This is a genomic window from Rhodanobacter hydrolyticus (assembly GCF_044904645.1).
This window is the reverse complement of sequence record NZ_JADIKK010000008.1, coordinates 145357-161109: the sequence shown is the minus strand read 5'-3', so window position 1 is coordinate 161109 and position 15753 is coordinate 145357. Positions and strand designations below refer to the sequence as shown.

At 63.8% G+C, this 15753-nt stretch carries 12 protein-coding genes and 8 tRNA genes; 4 read left to right on the top strand and 16 right to left on the bottom strand.

Annotated features, from left to right (window positions below; translation table 11 throughout):
* Window positions 1-46 precede the first annotated feature (46 nt).
* Window positions 47-814: a hydroxyacylglutathione hydrolase gene (gene gloB, locus ISP25_RS03220; protein WP_404611617.1), complete on the top strand. Its 768-nt coding sequence runs from the start codon at window positions 47-49 to the stop codon at window positions 812-814.
* Window positions 811-2055 (top strand): transglycosylase SLT domain-containing protein, encoded by a 1245-nt coding sequence (locus ISP25_RS03215; RefSeq protein WP_404611615.1) that lies wholly within the window; start codon window positions 811-813, stop codon window positions 2053-2055. The genes gloB and ISP25_RS03215 overlap by 4 nt, the downstream gene beginning before the upstream one ends.
* 85 nt (window positions 2056-2140) lie before the next feature.
* On the opposite strand, the gene ISP25_RS03210 is transcribed toward ISP25_RS03215, so the two are convergent.
* The 16 genes from ISP25_RS03210 to rlmE form a co-directional block, all read right to left on the bottom strand.
* Complete coding sequence (locus tag ISP25_RS03210) at window positions 2141-4045, bottom strand: SurA N-terminal domain-containing protein (protein WP_404611613.1); 1905 nt, start codon at window positions 4043-4045, stop codon at window positions 2141-2143.
* A 125-nt stretch (window positions 4046-4170) separates the two neighbouring features.
* Window positions 4171-4247 (bottom strand) — tRNA-Asp (locus ISP25_RS03205).
* 9 nt (window positions 4248-4256) lie between these two features.
* Window positions 4257-4331 (bottom strand) — tRNA-Val (locus tag ISP25_RS03200).
* Between the two features lie 19 nt (window positions 4332-4350).
* Window positions 4351-4623: an HU family DNA-binding protein gene (locus tag ISP25_RS03195; protein ID WP_192106112.1), complete on the bottom strand. Its 273-nt coding sequence runs from the start codon at window positions 4621-4623 to the stop codon at window positions 4351-4353.
* Between the two features lie 334 nt (window positions 4624-4957).
* Window positions 4958-7450 carry an endopeptidase La gene (gene lon, locus ISP25_RS03190; protein ID WP_404611610.1) on the bottom strand — a complete coding sequence of 831 codons (2493 nt, stop codon included), beginning with the start codon at window positions 7448-7450 and terminating at the stop codon, window positions 4958-4960.
* A 219-nt stretch (window positions 7451-7669) separates the two neighbouring features.
* The gene (gene clpX, locus ISP25_RS03185) at window positions 7670-8962 is read right to left on the bottom strand and encodes an ATP-dependent Clp protease ATP-binding subunit ClpX (RefSeq protein WP_192157691.1); all 1293 of its coding nucleotides are present in this window, start codon (window positions 8960-8962) and stop codon (window positions 7670-7672) included.
* Window positions 8963-9129: 167 nt separating this feature from the next.
* Window positions 9130-9753, bottom strand: coding sequence for an ATP-dependent Clp endopeptidase proteolytic subunit ClpP (clpP, locus tag ISP25_RS03180; RefSeq protein ID WP_192157693.1), 624 nt, complete (start codon window positions 9751-9753; stop codon window positions 9130-9132).
* Between the two features lie 86 nt (window positions 9754-9839).
* The gene (tig, locus tag ISP25_RS03175; protein WP_404611608.1) at window positions 9840-11132 is read right to left on the bottom strand and encodes a trigger factor; all 1293 of its coding nucleotides are present in this window, start codon (window positions 11130-11132) and stop codon (window positions 9840-9842) included.
* A gap of 83 nt (window positions 11133-11215) precedes the next feature.
* Window positions 11216-11301: transfer RNA gene (locus ISP25_RS03170), tRNA-Leu, on the bottom strand.
* Between the two features lie 182 nt (window positions 11302-11483).
* Window positions 11484-11559 (bottom strand) — tRNA-Lys (locus tag ISP25_RS03165).
* Window positions 11560-11573: 14 nt separating this feature from the next.
* Window positions 11574-11649, bottom strand: a tRNA-His gene (locus ISP25_RS03160).
* Between the two features lie 15 nt (window positions 11650-11664).
* Window positions 11665-11741 (bottom strand) — tRNA-Arg (locus ISP25_RS03155).
* A 24-nt stretch (window positions 11742-11765) separates the two neighbouring features.
* Window positions 11766-11842, bottom strand: a tRNA-Pro gene (locus ISP25_RS03150).
* A gap of 174 nt (window positions 11843-12016) precedes the next feature.
* Window positions 12017-12093: transfer RNA gene (locus tag ISP25_RS03145), tRNA-Arg, on the bottom strand.
* Between the two features lie 268 nt (window positions 12094-12361).
* Window positions 12362-14317 (bottom strand): ATP-dependent zinc metalloprotease FtsH, encoded by a 1956-nt coding sequence (ftsH, locus tag ISP25_RS03140; RefSeq protein WP_192157697.1) that lies wholly within the window; start codon window positions 14315-14317, stop codon window positions 12362-12364.
* Window positions 14314-14964, bottom strand: a complete 651-nt coding sequence (gene rlmE, locus ISP25_RS03135) for a 23S rRNA (uridine(2552)-2'-O)-methyltransferase RlmE (RefSeq protein ID WP_192157699.1) — start codon at window positions 14962-14964, stop codon at window positions 14314-14316. Before rlmE ends, ftsH begins: the two co-directional genes overlap by 4 nt.
* 76 nt (window positions 14965-15040) lie before the next feature.
* Here rlmE and ISP25_RS03130 point away from each other — a divergent pair, with 76 nt between their 5' ends.
* Window positions 15041-15337 carry a YhbY family RNA-binding protein gene (locus ISP25_RS03130; RefSeq protein ID WP_404611605.1) on the top strand — a complete coding sequence of 99 codons (297 nt, stop codon included), beginning with the start codon at window positions 15041-15043 and terminating at the stop codon, window positions 15335-15337.
* Entirely contained in the window at window positions 15337-15717 is a 381-nt protein-coding gene (locus ISP25_RS03125) for an Mth938-like domain-containing protein (RefSeq protein ID WP_192157703.1), read from the top strand. The genes ISP25_RS03130 and ISP25_RS03125 overlap by 1 nt, the downstream gene beginning before the upstream one ends.
* The last annotated feature ends 36 nt before the right edge of the window (window positions 15718-15753 follow it).

The following is a 15753-nucleotide window of genomic DNA, read 5'->3' as shown; positions in this document are numbered from 1 at the left end:
CGGGACGGCTGCGTCTGCACGTTCGACCAACGCAGCGGAGCATGCCGTGCACCTCGTACCGTTACCGGCACTGGCCGACAACTACATCTGGCTGCTGCACGACGACGCAGGCAACGCCATCGTCGTCGATCCCGGCGATGACGCACCGGTGGAGCAGGCACTGGCCTCACGGGGGCTGCGGCTGCGCGCGATACTGTTGACGCACCACCATGCTGATCACATCGGCGGTGCGGCCGCGCTGCGCCAACGACATGGCGCCTCCGTGTACGCGCCCGAGGATGCGCACATCGAGGCAGCCACCGTGCGCGTGCGCGACGGCGAGAGCATCGCCCTTTCGGAGCCGCGAGCCAACTACAAGGTAATCGCCGTTCCGGGCCATACGCTGAGTCACGTGGCCTACTACGGCGAAGGCGTGCTGCTGGCCGGCGACACCCTTTTCAGCATGGGCTGCGGCCGGCTGTTCGAAGGTACGCCTGCGCAGATGCTGGCGTCGCTGGATCGTCTTGCCGCGTTGCCGGCCGCCACCCTGCTCTGTTGCGGGCACGAATACACGGCGGCCAATGGCCGCTTCGCCCACGAAATCGAACCCGGCAATGCCGCGCTGTCGGCACGCCGGCAGGAGGTGGCCGCGCTTCGCGCCCGGCAGCACCCCAGCCTGCCCGTGACCATGGCCAGCGAGTTGGCGACCAACCCGTTCCTGCGCATCGACGAACCAGCCGTGATTGCCTGGTGCGAACGGCAGGTCGGCCGAGCCGAGGATCGCATTGCACGCTTCGCCTCCGTCCGCGCAGCCAAGGATGTGTTCCGCGCATGAACGTACACCTTCATCCCAAACGGCTATTGCCGCTGATAATCTCGGCCCTGCTCACCGCATGCGCCACCGCGCCGGCACCGCGCCCCTCGACGACGACACCCGCCGTCCAACCGGTAACCGCGCCCGCTCCTGCTGCTGCGGCGACGTCCGCTGCGACGGCCACGCAAGCGCCGTCAGACGACGACAACGTCTGGAATCGGTTGCGCAACAGCTTCCAGATGGCCGATTGCGATGAAGACCCCGCAGTGCTGTCCTGGGCGAAGCGCTACACGAGCAACCCGCAGCGCTTCGAGCAGCAAGTACAGGACGCGTTGCCCAAGCTGATCTACGTGCAGCAGGTGGCGTCGGAACACGGTGTGGCCGGCGAGTTCGCCTTCCTGCCGTGGATCGAGAGCGGCTATCGGCCGATTCCCGGCCATAACGGTCGCCCCGCCGGCATGTGGCAGATCATGCCGGCCACCGCAGCCGCGATGGGTCTGCGTGTGAACGGACGCTACGACGGGCGCCTGGATGTGCAATCCACCGCAGACGCGGTGATGAAGCTGCTGAGCCGCTATTACGACGAATTCCGCGACTGGCGCGTCGCCGACTACGCCTACAACGCCGGCGAGTACAAGGCGCGCCAGCTGGTGCAGGGCCACGGTCTTCCGCCGGCGGCACCAGCGATACCGCGCTGGCCGGTGCACAACATCACCCGTGAGCACCTCACCAAGTTGCTGGCCATGGCCTGCGTGGTGCGCCAACCCGGGCGCTTCAATGTCAGCCTGCCCGTACTGGCGCCCAGCCAGCACCTCGTCAAGGTGCAACTGCCGCATTCGATGCCGCTGGCGCGTGCTGCCGACAAGGCCGGCATGCCGTTGGACACATTGAAGGACCTCAATGCCGCCTTCCGCAACGACATCGCGGATGCCAGCGTGGCCTCCTACTTGATGATGCCGGCAAACCACGCGCAGCAGTTCCACGATGCGCTGCTTGCCCAGGCCATGAACGCCGGTGATTCGACCGATGGCGGCTTCGCGAACAGCTTCGCCGCCGCCGAGAGCGGCCCCGCGTCGTCGCCCAATGCGACGGGTTCGAGACCGGCCACGCACCCCGTCACGCACCGGGTCGCGCAAGGCGAAACCCTGTGGCAGCTCGCGCACCACTATTCGGTAAGCGTGGGTGATTTGCAGCAATGGAACCATCTGCAAGGGCAGGCCATTCGTCCCGGCGAGGTACTCATGGTCAGCTCGCCGCAATAACCATGATCAACACCACGCTGTGGCGACGCATGCAAAGAAGGCGGCCATTGGCCGCCTTCTTTGCATGATACAGGGGCGCCTCGGCTTACATCCGGTCCTTGGCGATCTTGATCTCGGTGCCAGCGCGCAGCGCCTTGATCAACTCTTCGGTTGCCACGGCACCGTAGGCCTGAGTCATCTGCTGGCGCAGCGCGTTGCGCTGGTCGGATGGCATCTTGGAAAGATCCGCCCCCTGCACCTTGTCCACCGCCAGCAGTGCATAGCTGCCGTCCTGCATGTCCACCGCGGCGTACTGCGGCTTGCCGTCCGCCGGGTGTGGCAGCAGGAAGGCCTGATCACGCAGTGTCGCGGGCACGTCGGGCTGGATGCGCACCACGTCGGCCACGCTCTTCACGTTGGCGTTGTCGGAAGCGGCCACTGCCGCCAGCGTCTCGCCCTTGCGCAGGCGCGCCAGCAGCGCGTCAGCCTGTTGCTTCGCGGCGGCAGTGATGCGCTGGTCGAGGATGGTCTTGCTGATCGCGTCGTGCACTTCGGCCAGCGGTCTGGCTGCAGCAGCCACGTGCTGCGCCACGCGGACCACCACCGCGTCGTCATTGCCCAGCTCGATCAGGTTGGAGTTGTTGCCCTGTGCCAACACGTCGTTGCCGAACGCCGCCTTGATGACTTTGGGATCGGCTGCAACGCCCTGGCCGCCCTGGCGCGAGAACAGCGCCGTGGTCTTGATCGGCAGGCCAAGCGCTTGCGCGGCCGGTTCCAGCGAGGACGGGTTCTGATAGGTGTTGTCCGACAATTTTCCGGCCACTTCGTTGTATTTGCGGTCCTTGTCGCCGCTGGTCGCCTCGGCCAGCAGTTGGTCGCGGACTTCGGCGAACGACTTGGCATCGCCGCTGCGGATGTCGCGCAGCCAGAGGATGTCGTAACCGTCTGGCGTCAGCACCGGCTTGGAGATCTCGCCCTTCTTCAGCGCGAACATCGCGCTGTCGAAAACGGCGTTGGTCACGCCCTTCTGCAGCCAGCCCAGATCACCACCCTGGCGTTTCGAACCGAGGTCGTCCGAGTCCTGCACAGCGACCTTGGCGAAATTGTCCGGGGTGAGACCGGTGGCGATCTTCTCGGCCTTGGCCAGCGCGGCCTTCTGTTGGTCGGGCGTGGCGTTGGCGGGCACGTTGACGAGGATGTGCGACACCTCGCGCTGTTCGGGCAACACGAAGCGCTGCTTCTCGTTCTCGTACCGCTTCATCAGGTCGGCGTCGCTGGGCGGCGCATCCGGCTTGAGCTCGGAACCCTTCACCTCGATGTACTGCAGCGATACCTGCTCGGGATTCATGTAATCCGCGAGGTGCGCCTTGTAGTAGTCCGCGATCTGCGCATCGGTGACGCTGGCGTCGGCAGGCTGCGGCTTGGGCAGCACGGCGTAGCTGATGTCACGGCGCTGCATGCGCAGGTCGAGGTAATGGTTGATTTCCTCGTCGGTGACGATGGTGCTGGCGTTGACTGCGTTCGGCAAGGCCTGCGTGGCCAGCGAAGCACGCACGTCGTCCTGGAACATGTCGGGCGTTTTGCGCTGTTCGGCCAGCACGGTACGGTACATATTGGGGTCGAACTGGCCATTGACCTGGAACGCGGGAATGCCGGCGATGTAGTCACGCACGGCCTGGTCCGGCACGCGCACGCCCCAGTCCTCGTTCGCCTTCAACAGCAGTTGCTGGTCGATCATGCCGTCCAGCACCTTCAGCTTCATGTCCGGCTTTTCGAACGCGTCCGCGTCGAACCTGTCGCCCTGCTCTGCGCTCATCTGCTGGCGCAGCTCGTTCATGCGGCCCTGGAAATCCTGCTGGCTGATCTCGTGCTTGCCGACCTTCGCCACGTAGGTGTCGGCGCGGGACATGATGTAGCCCTCGATGCCGAAGAACGACATCGCGAAGGTGGCCAGGCCGAGAAGGACAGCGGCGGGCCATCCGTGCATCTTGTTGCGAATTGCCTGCAGCATTGCCTACCTTCCTGCGAGTGTTGTGCGGCGCACTCGGCGCGCGTTGCCTGAACCATTCAACACGACGGCTTCCCCAGCGACGTCGTCAAACAACAAGGGCGCCGCTGGGGCGCCCTTGCAAACCGTGGCGGAGCGGACGGGACTCGAACCCGCGACCTCCGGCGTGACAGGCCAGCATTCTAACCGACTGAACTACCGCTCCACAGATTTCTGGTGGGTGCTGTAGGGATCGAACCTACGACCATCGCCTTGTAAGGGCGGCGCTCTACCGCTGAGCTAAGCACCCGAAACCGAGCATCAGCCGCTCAGTTTAGGGCGTCCTTGAGCGTCTTGCCAGCCTTGAAGGCGGGAACCTTCGAAGCCTTGATCTTGATCGTCTCGTTGGTGCGCGGGTTGCGACCGGTGCGGGCGGCGCGCTTGCGCACGGTGAAGGTGCCAAAACCCACCACCGACACGTCCTCGCCCTTCTTCAGCGACTTCTGCACGACTTCGACAAACGCGTCGAACGCACGACCGGCATCGGCCTTGGTCAGTTCGGCCTTGTCGGCGATGGCATTGATCAGATCGGTTTTATTCATTGAAAACTCCCTAGTGCGTTTTGCGGCAGGCTCGCCCCGTGGCATGGGCGCGCGCAACCGCCATGGATGGTTGGTAGCCGCTGGGCGTCGTGACGCAACCCCGCATCGCGGACGCATGCAGCAGGCGCCGGGATCACGGTCCCGCCTTTATACCAGCGCCTCGCCAAGCACCGCAATACAAGCTGCAGCAAGGTTTCCGGGCGATACATGGAGGTCGCTGAAACTTTTGCATCCCGCAAAACACCTGCGGCACTTGCGGATTCTCCGGAGGCGTGAATGAACAAGGCGCCGCAGGTCGATTGACGACCCGGCGGCGCCTTGCCTGCGTGTGATTTCAATGCGGGCGGATATGCGACTCAGCCTCCTCGGCTTCCGGCTTTTCCTCGTGTGCCGTGTGCGATTCCGGTTTCGCTTCGTTCGGCTGCAGCGCGCGCTCCAATGCGATGTCCAGCACTTCGTCGATCCAGCGCACCGGGTGGATTTCCAACGACGAGGTGACATTGGCCGGCATGTCGGCCAAGTCCTTCTTGTTGTCCTCCGGGATGATCACCGTGGTGATGCCTCCGCGATGCGCCGCCAGCAGCTTCTCCTTTAGGCCACCGATGGGCAGTACGCGGCCGCGCAGGGTGATCTCGCCGGTCATCGCCACTTCCGAGCGCACCGGCACCTTGGTCAGCGCGGACACCAACGCGGTGCACATGCCGATGCCGGCACTGGGGCCATCCTTCGGCGTGGCGCCCTCGGGCACGTGCACGTGGATATCGAATTTCTGGTGGAAATCGGCGTCGATGCCCAATCGATCCACGCGCGCGCGCACCACCGACAACGCGGCCTGGATGGATTCCTTCATCACGTCTCCAAGCTGACCGGTATGCACCAGATGCCCCTTGCCCGGCACCACCGACGCCTCGATGCTAAGCAACTCGCCGCCCACCTGGGTCCAGGCCAGGCCGGTGACCAGGCCAACCTCGTTCTGCAGCTCCTTGCGGCCGAAGTCGAAGCGGCGCACGCCGAGGTAGTGGTCGAGGTTGGACGAATCCACGACCACGGCCCCCGCGGCCTTTGTCTTGCCCTTGGCTGCCTTGGCCGCCGCCACCGGCTTCGTCTTGCCCTTGGCCTTGCGCACTTCGCCTAACGTGAGCTCCTTCACCACCTTGCGGCAGATCTTGGATATCTCGCGCTCGAGATTGCGCACGCCGGACTCGCGCGTGTAGTAGCGCACGATGTCGCGCACGGCCTCCTCGGCGACGCTCAATTCCTCCGGCCTCAGGCCATTCGCCTTGAGCTGCTTCGGAAGCAAATACTTCTGCGCGATGTTGAGCTTCTCGTCCTCGGTGTAACCCGGAATACGGATCACTTCCATGCGATCGAGCAGAGGCCCGGGAATGTTCAACGAATTCGCGGTGGCGACCCACATCACTTCGGAAAGGTCGAGGTCGACCTCCAGATAGTGATCATTGAAGGCATGGTTCTGTTCGGGATCGAGTACTTCCAGCAATGCCGAGGACGGGTCGCCGCGGAAGTCCATCGACATCTTGTCGATCTCATCCAGCACGAACAGCGGGTTCTTGCTGCCGGTCTTGTTGAGGTTCTGCACGATGCGACCCGGCATCGATCCGATGTAGGTGCGCCGATGGCCGCGGATCTCCGCCTCGTCCCGCACTCCGCCCAGCGACATCCGGACGAATTTGCGGTTGGTAGCCTTGGCGATGGATTGACCGAGCGAGGTTTTGCCCACGCCGGGCGGTCCGACCAGGCACAGGATCGGCCCCTTCATCGTCGATACGCGATGCTGCACGGCGAGGTATTCGAGGATGCGCTCCTTGACCTTCTCCAGGCCGAAGTGGTCAGCGTCCAGCACTTCCTGCGCCAGCGCCAGATCCTTGCGCACCTTGCTGCGCTTCTTCCACGGCACGCCGATCAGCCAATCCAGGTAGTTGCGCACCACCGTGGCCTCGGCCGACATCGGCGACATCTGGCGCAGCTTGCCGAATTCCTGCCGCGCCTTGGCCAGCACCGGCTTGGGCATGCCGGCGTTCTCGATTTTCTTCTGCAGTTCCTCGATCTCGTTCGGGCCCTCTTCGCCCTCACCCAGCTCCTTCTGGATCGCCTTCATCTGCTCGTTGAGGTAGTACTCGCGCTGACTCTTCTCCATTTGCGACTTCACGCGACCGCGAATGCGCTTTTCCACCTGCTGCAGGTCCATTTCGCCGTCGACGAGGCCGATAAGCAATTCCAGCCGCTCCCCCACGTCGGCCGTTTCCAGCACCTTCTGCTTGTCAGCCATGCGCACGGACAAGTGCGCCGCGATCGAGTCGGCCACACGCGAGGGGTCCTCGATGCCGGACAGGCTGGCCAGGACTTCCGGCGGAAGCTTGCGGCTCTGCTTCACCAGTTGCTCGAACAGCGACACCAGGGTGCGCGACACCACGTCCAGTTCGCGGTCCTTGCTGCCATAGACCGGCTCGATAACGCGCGAACCGGCCACCAGCATGCCGCCGTCCTCGCGGCAGTCTTCGATGGAAACGCGCGACTGGCCCTCGACCAGCACCTTCACCGTGCCATCGGGCAGTTTGAGCAGCTGCAACACGCCGGCCAAGGTGCCGATCTGATGCAAATCGTCCACCGCCGGGTCGTCGATATCCGGGCTCTTCTGCGCCACCAGCAGGATCTTCCGCTCGCCCTCCATGGCACGCTCCAGCGCACGCATCGACTTGTCCCGCCCAACGAACAACGGGATGACCATATGCGGATAGACCACCACATCGCGCAGTGGCAATACGGGCAGCGCATCGAGTATGGCGCGCTTGGGGGCGTTCTTGGCCATCGGGTTTTCTCACGGCAATACGGTGGGGCGAGCCCGACACTGCGCCGGGCCGCATGACACGTCAAGTGGTGGCAAAACGGGAATTACTCAAGCGCGGCCTACCTAGGCGAACGTCCATGTTTCACGAGATTCGAGCGGACCGCCACCTGTCCCTGCACTCTTCAAAACAAAACGGCTCCGACGCGGACGCCGGAGCCGTGTTTGCATAGCCTGCGACGATCAGGCGGCGTCGCCGCCCTCGCCTGCCGCACGCTGCTGCAGGTTGCCCCGGTAGATCAGGTAGGGCTCGGCCTGACCTTCGATCACCGCGTCGTCCACCACCACCTTGCTGACGTGCTCCAGCGACGGCAGCTCATACATGGTGTCGAGCAGCACCTGTTCGAGGATGGTGCGCAAGCCGCGTGCGCCAGTCTTGCGCTTGAGCGCCTTCTTGGCGATCGCCTGCAGGGCCTCGGGGCGGAACTCCAGCTCCACCTCTTCCATCTCGAACAGCTTCTTGAATTGCTTGGTGACGGCGTTCTTCGGCTCGGTCAGGATCTTCACCAGCGCCGGCTCATCCAGCTCCTCCAGCGTGGCGATCACCGGCAGGCGACCGACGAATTCGGGGATCAGGCCGAAGCGCACCAGGTCCGCCGGCTCCACGTCGGCCAGCACCTTGCCCAGGTTCTGCGTGCGCTCCTTGCTGCGCACTTCGGCGCCGAAACCGATGCCGGTGCTTTCGGAACGCTGCTGTATCACTTTTTCCAAGCCGGCGAACGCGCCGCCGCAGATGAACAGGATGTTCTTGGTGTCCACCTGCAGGAATTCCTGCTGCGGATGCTTGCGTCCACCCTGCGGTGGCACCGAGGCCAGCGTGCCCTCGATCAGCTTGAGCAGTGCCTGCTGCACGCCTTCGCCGGAAACGTCGCGGGTGATTGACGGGTTCTCGCTCTTGCGCGAAATCTTGTCGATCTCGTCGATGTAGACGATGCCCGACTGCGCCTTCTCGACGTCGTAGTCGCACTTCTGCAGCAGCTTCTGGATGATGTTCTCGACGTCCTCGCCCACGTAGCCGGCTTCGGTCAGCGTGGTGGCGTCGGCGATGGTGAACGGCACGTTGAGCAGGCGCGCCAGCGTCTCGGCAAGCAGCGTCTTGCCTGAGCCGGTGGGGCCGATCAGCAGGATGTTGGACTTGCCCAGCTCGACGTCGTCGCCCTTCTGGCGCGACTCCATCCGCTTGTAGTGGTTGTATACCGCCACCGCCAGCGCCTTCTTGGCGCGAGCCTGGCCCACCACGTACTGATCCAGCGACTCGCGGATTTCCTTCGGCTTGGGCAGCTGAGTGCGACCGGAGGCCGCCTTTTCTTCCAGCTCTTCGCGGATGATGTCGTTGCAAAGCTCAACGCACTCGTCGCAGATGAACACGGACGGACCCGCGATCAGCTTGCGCACCTCATGCTGGCTCTTTCCGCAGAAAGAGCAGTAGAGAATCTTGCCGCTGTCACCGGAACGCCCCTGTCGGTCGTCGCTCATATTCGATCCCGCTGGTAAAACCGTGGTTAATTCAATTACGGCCCGAGAATAGCACAGGGCTCCGCACCGGCTGGCGGACGCGAAGCCCCTTGGTCGATACCGCGATGAGTGGGGCCATGGACGGCCACCCACTTGACCTTGCGATCAGGATGATCGCAAGGTCAATATCAGGCCGATTTGACCGAATCGACGGCACGGCGGTCGAGCACCGCATCGATCAGGCCGTATTCGCGGGCCGCCTCGGCGCTCATGAAGCGGTCGCGCTCCATGTCCCGCTCGATCTTCTCCAGCGGCTGGCCGGTGTGCTGCACATAGATGTCATTGAGGCGCCGACGCAGATAGAGGATTTCCTGCGCCTGGATCTCGATGTCGGTGGCCTGGCCACGGGCGCCCCCCGAGGGCTGATGGATCATCACGCGCGAATTCGGCAGCGAGAAACGCTTGCCCTTGGCGCCGGCCATGAGCAGCAAGGAAGCCGCGCTGCATGCCTGGCCAATGCACATGGTGCTGACGTCGGGCTTGATGTACTGCATGGTGTCGTAGATCGCCAGACCCGCCGTGACCGCACCGCCCGGGCTGTTGATGTACAGGTGGATGTCCTTGTCCGGATTTTCCGATTCGAGGAACAGCATCTGCGCGACCAGCAGGTTCGCCACCTGGTCGTTCACTTCGCCGACCAGGAAGATCACGCGCTCCTTCAGCAGGCGCGAATAGATGTCGTAGGAACGCTCGCCGCGGGCGGTCTGCTCGACGACCATCGGCACCAAGTTGAGGTTCTGGATCGGTTCCATGGTCTGTGCGCTCTCTGATTGATGTGCCTGAAGGGAGTATGCCATCGGGCCCGGCGTGCGCCAGACCCGATGGACGGATGCCTGTATCAGGCGCCCGCGGGGCGCATCACTTCGTCGAAGCTCAGGTCTTGCACGGTGGTGTTGGCATGCTCCGCCACCCACTCGGCCACCTGGTCTTCCATCACGCGGTTCTGCAACCCAGACATCAACTGGGGGTCGCCGTTGTAGAGTTCAATGACCTTTTCCGGCTCTTCGTAGGTCGAGGCGATCGCGGCGAGCTGCTCCGCCACACGCGTGCGATCGATCTTCAGCTCCTGCTTGCGGGCGATCTCGCCCATCAGCAGGCCCGCGATCACGCGTTTGCGCGCCATCGGCAGGGCTGCTTCGACCAACTGCGGCGGCGGCTGCTGGCCACGCGGCACGCTGCCCGCGGCCATCGCACGGGCCTCGGACTGCACCAGCATGTTCGGCACGTCCAGCGAACCATGCTTGTCGGACAGCTTTTCGGCCACCTCGGACTTCAGGCGGCCCATCAGCGCCGCCTTCAGCTCGCGCTCGAGGTTCGCCCGCACTTCCTTGCGGAAGTGTTCCAGGTCGCCATCGGCGATGCCAAACAACTTGGCGAACTCGGCGTCGATCTCCGGCAGCTTCGGCTCCTGCACCTTGACGACCTTGAAGCTGACCTTGGCAGTCTTGCCGGCCAAGTTCTCGTTGCGGAAATCCGCCGGAAATTCGATGTCGGCCTCGTAGCTGTCATCGGCCTTGTGACCCGTCAGCGCCGAGTCCAGCGCCTTGAACAGATTACCCGAGCCCAGCACGCTGCCAGCACGCTCCAGGCCTTCCGCCGGGAAGCGGTAGTCGCCAACCTGCGCGGCGTACTCGAACATCACGAAATCGCCCTCGACCGAAGCACGCTCGACCAGTTCGAAGCTGCGGCGCTGCTGGCGCAGCGTTTCCAGCATCTTCTCGATGTCGGCGTCGCTCACCGCGGCCTGCGGACGCTTGATCTCCAGCGCGGAGACGTCGATCGACGGAAACTCCGGCATCACCTCGAAGGTGGCGGTGTAGGCAATTTCGCCGTTTTCCGGCTTGCCGGTGGTGTCGATGGCGGGGTTGGCGATCGGCTGCAGCTTCTCCTGCGTCACCGCCTCGCGCAGCGTGCTGCCGATCAGGTCGGACAACACTTCGCCACGCACCTGTTCTCCGAAGCGCTGCTTGATGACGGCCACCGGCACCTTGCCCGGGCGGAAACCCTTCAGTCGCACCGTGCGACCCAGCTCCGCGATGCGCGCACCCACCTGCGTCTCGTAGCGCTCGGCGGGAAACTTCACAGTGAGCTTGCGCTCGAGCGTGCCGATGCTTTCAACCGAAACCTGCATGTCGTCTCCTGAAACCTGATTGTTGTGACACCCGACCGGGCGCCATGGCGGCAACCGTAAGCTGCGCCGAGAACCATCACTGTTGGTGCGAAAGGCGGGACTCGAACCCGCACGGGGGTTACCCGCCAGAACCTAAATCTGGTGCGTCTACCAGTTCCGCCACTTTCGCTTGTCGTGCCCGGCTTTCATGGCAGAACCCCACCCGCCCAGCCAGTACCTAAGTCGATGATTACCCTGCGCTAAAGCGGTTCATTGTACGGGCGCGCCAAGCCGCAGCACAAGCACGCAACGCATGTCGCCAGCCGCATCCGCAAAGCGAAACGCCGACCACGAGGGTCGGCGTTCCGGTGTTGGTGGGCCGTGTAAGATTCGAACTTACGACCAATTGATTAAGAGTCAACTGCTCTACCAACTGAGCTAACGGCCCTGAAACCTGAATTTTGGGGTGAACGATGGGACTCGAACCCACGACGACCGGAATCACAATCCGGGACTCTACCAGCTGAGCTACGTCCACCATGAAATCATTTAGTGGTGCGCCCGACAGGACTCGAACCTGCAACCGTCGGCTTAGAAGGCCGATGCTCTATCCGGTTGAGCTACAGGCGCGGACGCCATTTGCAGAACAGGCAGTGGTCGGGGCAGAGGGATTCGAACCCCCGACTTTTGCGTCCCAAACGCAACGCTCTACCAGACTGAGCTATACCCCGAACGAGCCCGCGACAGCCTTCATCAACGGAGCCTCGGAACACCACGGTTGATCGTACCAAGCATCAAACCGCAAGCATCGCCCAGGACACCATGCCCACCATCCCGCGGCATCGGCAAACAGCCTGTTCCGCGGCGCATGACGAAGCGCGGATGCTTCGACTTGCAGTACAAAATGGCGCGCCCGGAGAGATTCGAACTCCCGACCACCTAGTTCGTAGCCAGGTACTCTATCCAACTGAGCTACGGGCGCGCACTGAACTTATCGTTTCGTCGACCGGTTTCACTGGCCGCCGAAGCGAGGAGCGGAATTATTCAGGGTCACGCATCGAAGGTCAACACTTTTCGTGAATTTTTTTCACGTTCGCAATCCGTGCTCTGCCCTGTTCCATTCCGGCTGCGCGTCGAAACTCGCCGGGCAGGATTACCAGGCCGCTCCACAAACGACAAAGGGAGCCGTCGTGGCGGCTCCCTTTGGTCGATTCGGCACCCACTTCCGTCTGGACGTCCAGACGGCCAATTCAGACGTCCAGGCCGGAGCGGTTCTGTGTCGCCGGATCGCCCACCTTGCCCACCGTGGAGTCACCGCTCTTGGGCGGCGGAGGCGGCGGCGTGGAACCACCGCCGGCATTGCGGTTCCAGTCCGCAGGCGGCCCCGGCTGCCGTCCGGCCATGATGTCGTCAATCTGGCGCGCGTCGATGGTCTCGTACTGCAGCAGCGCCTCTGCCATTGCGTGCAGCTTTTCGATGTTGTCGGTCAACAGCTGGGTGCTGCGCGCATAGGCGCGATCCAGGATGCCGCGCACCACCCCGTCGATCTTGCTGGCGGTTTCGTTGGAAATGCTCTTGTGCTGAGTCACCGAACGGCCGAGGAACACTTCGTCCTCGTCCTCGCCATAGGTGATCGGGCCAAGCTCGTCGGACAGGCCCCATTTGGTGGCCATGTTGCGCGCCATCTTGGTGGCACGCTCGATGTCGTTTGAGGCACCTGTAGTCACCTTGTCGGTGCCAAAGATCAGCTCTTCCGCCACGCGTCCACCGTACAGCGAACACAACTGCGATTCGATCGCCACCCGGTTCATGCTGTAGCGATCGCCTTCCGGCAGATACATGGTGACGCCCAGCGCACGGCCGCGCGGGATGATGGTGACCTTGTAGACCGGATCGTGCTCCGGCACCAGGCGGCCGACGATGGCATGGCCGGCCTCGTGGTAGGCGGTGAGTTTCTTTTCGTCCTCGCTCATCGCCATCGAGCGGCGCTCGGTGCCCATCAGGATCTTGTCGCGCGCCTTGTCCAGGTGAGCCATGCGCACTTCGCGCGCGTTCTCGCGTGCGGCGAACAGCGCCGCCTCGTTGACCAGGTTGGCGAGGTCGGCCCCGGAGAAACCCGGTGTGCCACGCGCGATGGTCATGGCGTCGACGTCGGCGGCGACCGGCACCTTGCGCAGGTGCACCTTGAGGATCTGCTCGCGCCCCTTCACGTCTGGCAGGCCCACCACCACCTGACGGTCGAAACGACCCGGGCGCAGCAGCGCGGGATCGAGCACGTCGGGACGATTGGTAGCCGCGATCACGATGATGCCTTCGGTGCCTTCGAAGCCGTCCATCTCGACCAGCAACTGGTTGAGGGTCTGTTCGCGCTCGTCGTGGCCACCGCCGAGGCCGGCGCCACGATGGCGGCCGACCGCGTCGATTTCATCGATGAAGATGATGCAGGGCGCATGCTTCTTGGCCTGCTCGAACATGTCGCGCACGCGGCTGGCGCCCACGCCCACGAACATTTCCACGAAGTCCGAACCGGAGATCGAGAAGAACGGCACCTTGGCCTCGCCCGCGATGGCCTTGGCCAGCAAGGTCTTGCCGGTGCCGGGCGGGCCAACCATCAGCACGCCGCGCGGAATCTTGCCTCCCAGTTTCTGGAACTTGGACGGGTCGCGCAGGAATTCGACGAGTTCGCCCACCTCCTCCTTGGCCTCGTCGCAACCGGCCACGTCACTGAAGTTGACCTTGACCTGGTCCTCGCCCTGCAGTTTGGCGCGCGAACGGCCGAAACTCATCGCACCGCGCCCGCCGCCGCCGGACTGCATCTGGCGCATGAACCAGATGAGTACACCGGCGAACACCAGGATCGGCAACCAGCTTACGAACAAGCCGATCAGCGAAAAGCTCTCGGCAGGATCCTGACGGACTTCCACGCCCTTGTCCTGCATCTGTTTCACCACCGCATTGGTGGAGAAACCCAGCATCGGGGCCACGGTTCGGTAGCTGGTGCCGTCCTTCAGCTTGCCGCTGATGCTGGCCGGCTGGTCGGCGCTGATCACGGCGCTGGAAACGTTGCCGTTGTCCACACTCTGTGCAAAGGCGCTGTAGGCCATGTTGGACGACCCGCCACCGTGCGGGTTGAAGCTCTGGAATACGGTGAACAACACCACCGCGATGATCACCCAGAGCAACACTTGTTTCGCTGTTTCGTTCATGCGCCGTTCCCGCCCGGATGCGCCGCGGCGGCCTTGCGGCCGGTCGCCAGCGCGTACACCTCGCGCGAACGCGCGCGTGAGGCCTTTGGTTTACGCATCGTCACGCGCGAGAAGTCCGCGCGCAAGCTGCGCAGGTAATCGTCGAAGCCCGCGCCCTGGAACAGCTTGATCAGGAACGCACCTCCCGGCTTAAGCCACTGCCGGGAAAAATCCAGCGCCAGTTCGGCCAGCGCCATTGCCCGGATCTGGTCGGCCAACGCCACTCCACTCATATTGGGGGCCATGTCGGACAGCACAAGATCCAGCTTCTGCCCTTCCAGCCGCGCCTCCAGCGCCTGCACCACGGTTTCCTCGCGGAAATCGCCCTGCAGGAAATCCACGCCGGCGATGCTCTGCATCGGCAGGATATCCAGCGCGAACACCTTGCCGCTGTCGCCCAACCGTTGCCGCACCAGTTGCGACCATCCGCCCGGCGCAGCGCCCAGATCCACCACGGCCATGCCCGGCTTGAGCAGGCGGTCGCGGTCGATCAGCTCCTCCAGTTTGTAGACGGCGCGCGAGCGCACGCCCTCAGCCTGCGCCTTCTTCACGTAGACGTCATTGAAATGTTCACGCAGCCAGCCGGCGCTGCTCTTGCTGCGGCTCATGGGACAACATCGCTACAGGGGTATGGTCGCGCATGATACCCTTTGCCGCCCAATCCCCGCGAATCGAAGCCACCGCATGGCCCTCTCTCCGTCGCAGATCCGTTACCTGCGCAGCCTTTCCCATGGCCTGAACCCGGTCATCCTGCTCGGCAACAAGGGCGCCAGCGAAGCCGTGGTCAAGGAACTGGGCTCGGCGCTGGAGATCCACGAACTGGTCAAGGTGAAGCTCTCCGGTGGTGACAAGGACGAGCGACAAGCGCAACTCGACGTCCTGCTGACCGGCACCGGCGCCGAAGCCGTGCAGCAGATCGGCCACGTCGCCGTGCTGTTCCGTCGCAATGCCGACGAGCCGAAGATCGCCCTGCCCCGCTGATGGATCTCTCGCTCGACCGGCCCGATGGGTACCTGTTCGTACGCCGCGTCGGCGAGAGCGGCATCACTCTGATCGACCGCGAGCTCACTGACAGCTTCTTGCTGGCACCCGACCAAGCGGTCGAACACTGGCCGGTACACGAAATCGGCAGCCTGGGGGCCGAGCACGTCGAAACCCTGCTCGCCCTGCAACCGGAGCTGGTACTGCTGGGCACCGGTTCGCGCCAGGCATTTCCACCGGCTGCCTTCATGGCTGGCTTCCTGCGCAAGGGTATCGGCCTCGAGGCGATGGACAACGCTGCGGCCGCACGCACCTACAACCTGTTGGCCGGCGAAGGACGGCGTGTCGTCGCCGCGTTCATTCTTGGCGCTCATTCCTGAGCGCAAAGACCAGACGGGCGGCTGTCCGGGGCCGCG

Bases quoted from the DNA above. Each gene is read 5' to 3' on its own strand.
- ISP25_RS03215 (WP_404611615.1), top strand. From the start codon at position 811: ATGAACGTACACCTTCATCCCAAACGGCTATTGCCGCTGATAATCTCG.
- ISP25_RS03210 (WP_404611613.1), bottom strand. From the start codon at position 4,045: ATGCTGCAGGCAATTCGCAACAAGATGCACGGATGGCCCGCCGCTGTC.
- ISP25_RS03195 (WP_192106112.1), bottom strand. From the start codon at position 4,623: ATGAATAAAACCGATCTGATCAATGCCATCGCCGACAAGGCCGAACTG.
- lon (WP_404611610.1), bottom strand. From the start codon at position 7,450: ATGGCCAAGAACGCCCCCAAGCGCGCCATACTCGATGCGCTGCCCGTA.
- clpX (WP_192157691.1), bottom strand. From the start codon at position 8,962: ATGAGCGACGACCGACAGGGGCGTTCCGGTGACAGCGGCAAGATTCTC.
- clpP (WP_192157693.1), bottom strand. From the start codon at position 9,753: ATGGAACCGATCCAGAACCTCAACTTGGTGCCGATGGTCGTCGAGCAG.
- tig (WP_404611608.1), bottom strand. From the start codon at position 11,132: ATGCAGGTTTCGGTTGAAAGCATCGGCACGCTCGAGCGCAAGCTCACT.
- ftsH (WP_192157697.1), bottom strand. From the start codon at position 14,317: ATGAACGAAACAGCGAAACAAGTGTTGCTCTGGGTGATCATCGCGGTG.
- rlmE (WP_192157699.1), bottom strand. From the start codon at position 14,964: ATGAGCCGCAGCAAGAGCAGCGCCGGCTGGCTGCGTGAACATTTCAAT.
- ISP25_RS03130 (WP_404611605.1), top strand. From the start codon at position 15,041: ATGGCCCTCTCTCCGTCGCAGATCCGTTACCTGCGCAGCCTTTCCCAT.
- ISP25_RS03125 (WP_192157703.1), top strand. From the start codon at position 15,337: ATGGATCTCTCGCTCGACCGGCCCGATGGGTACCTGTTCGTACGCCGC.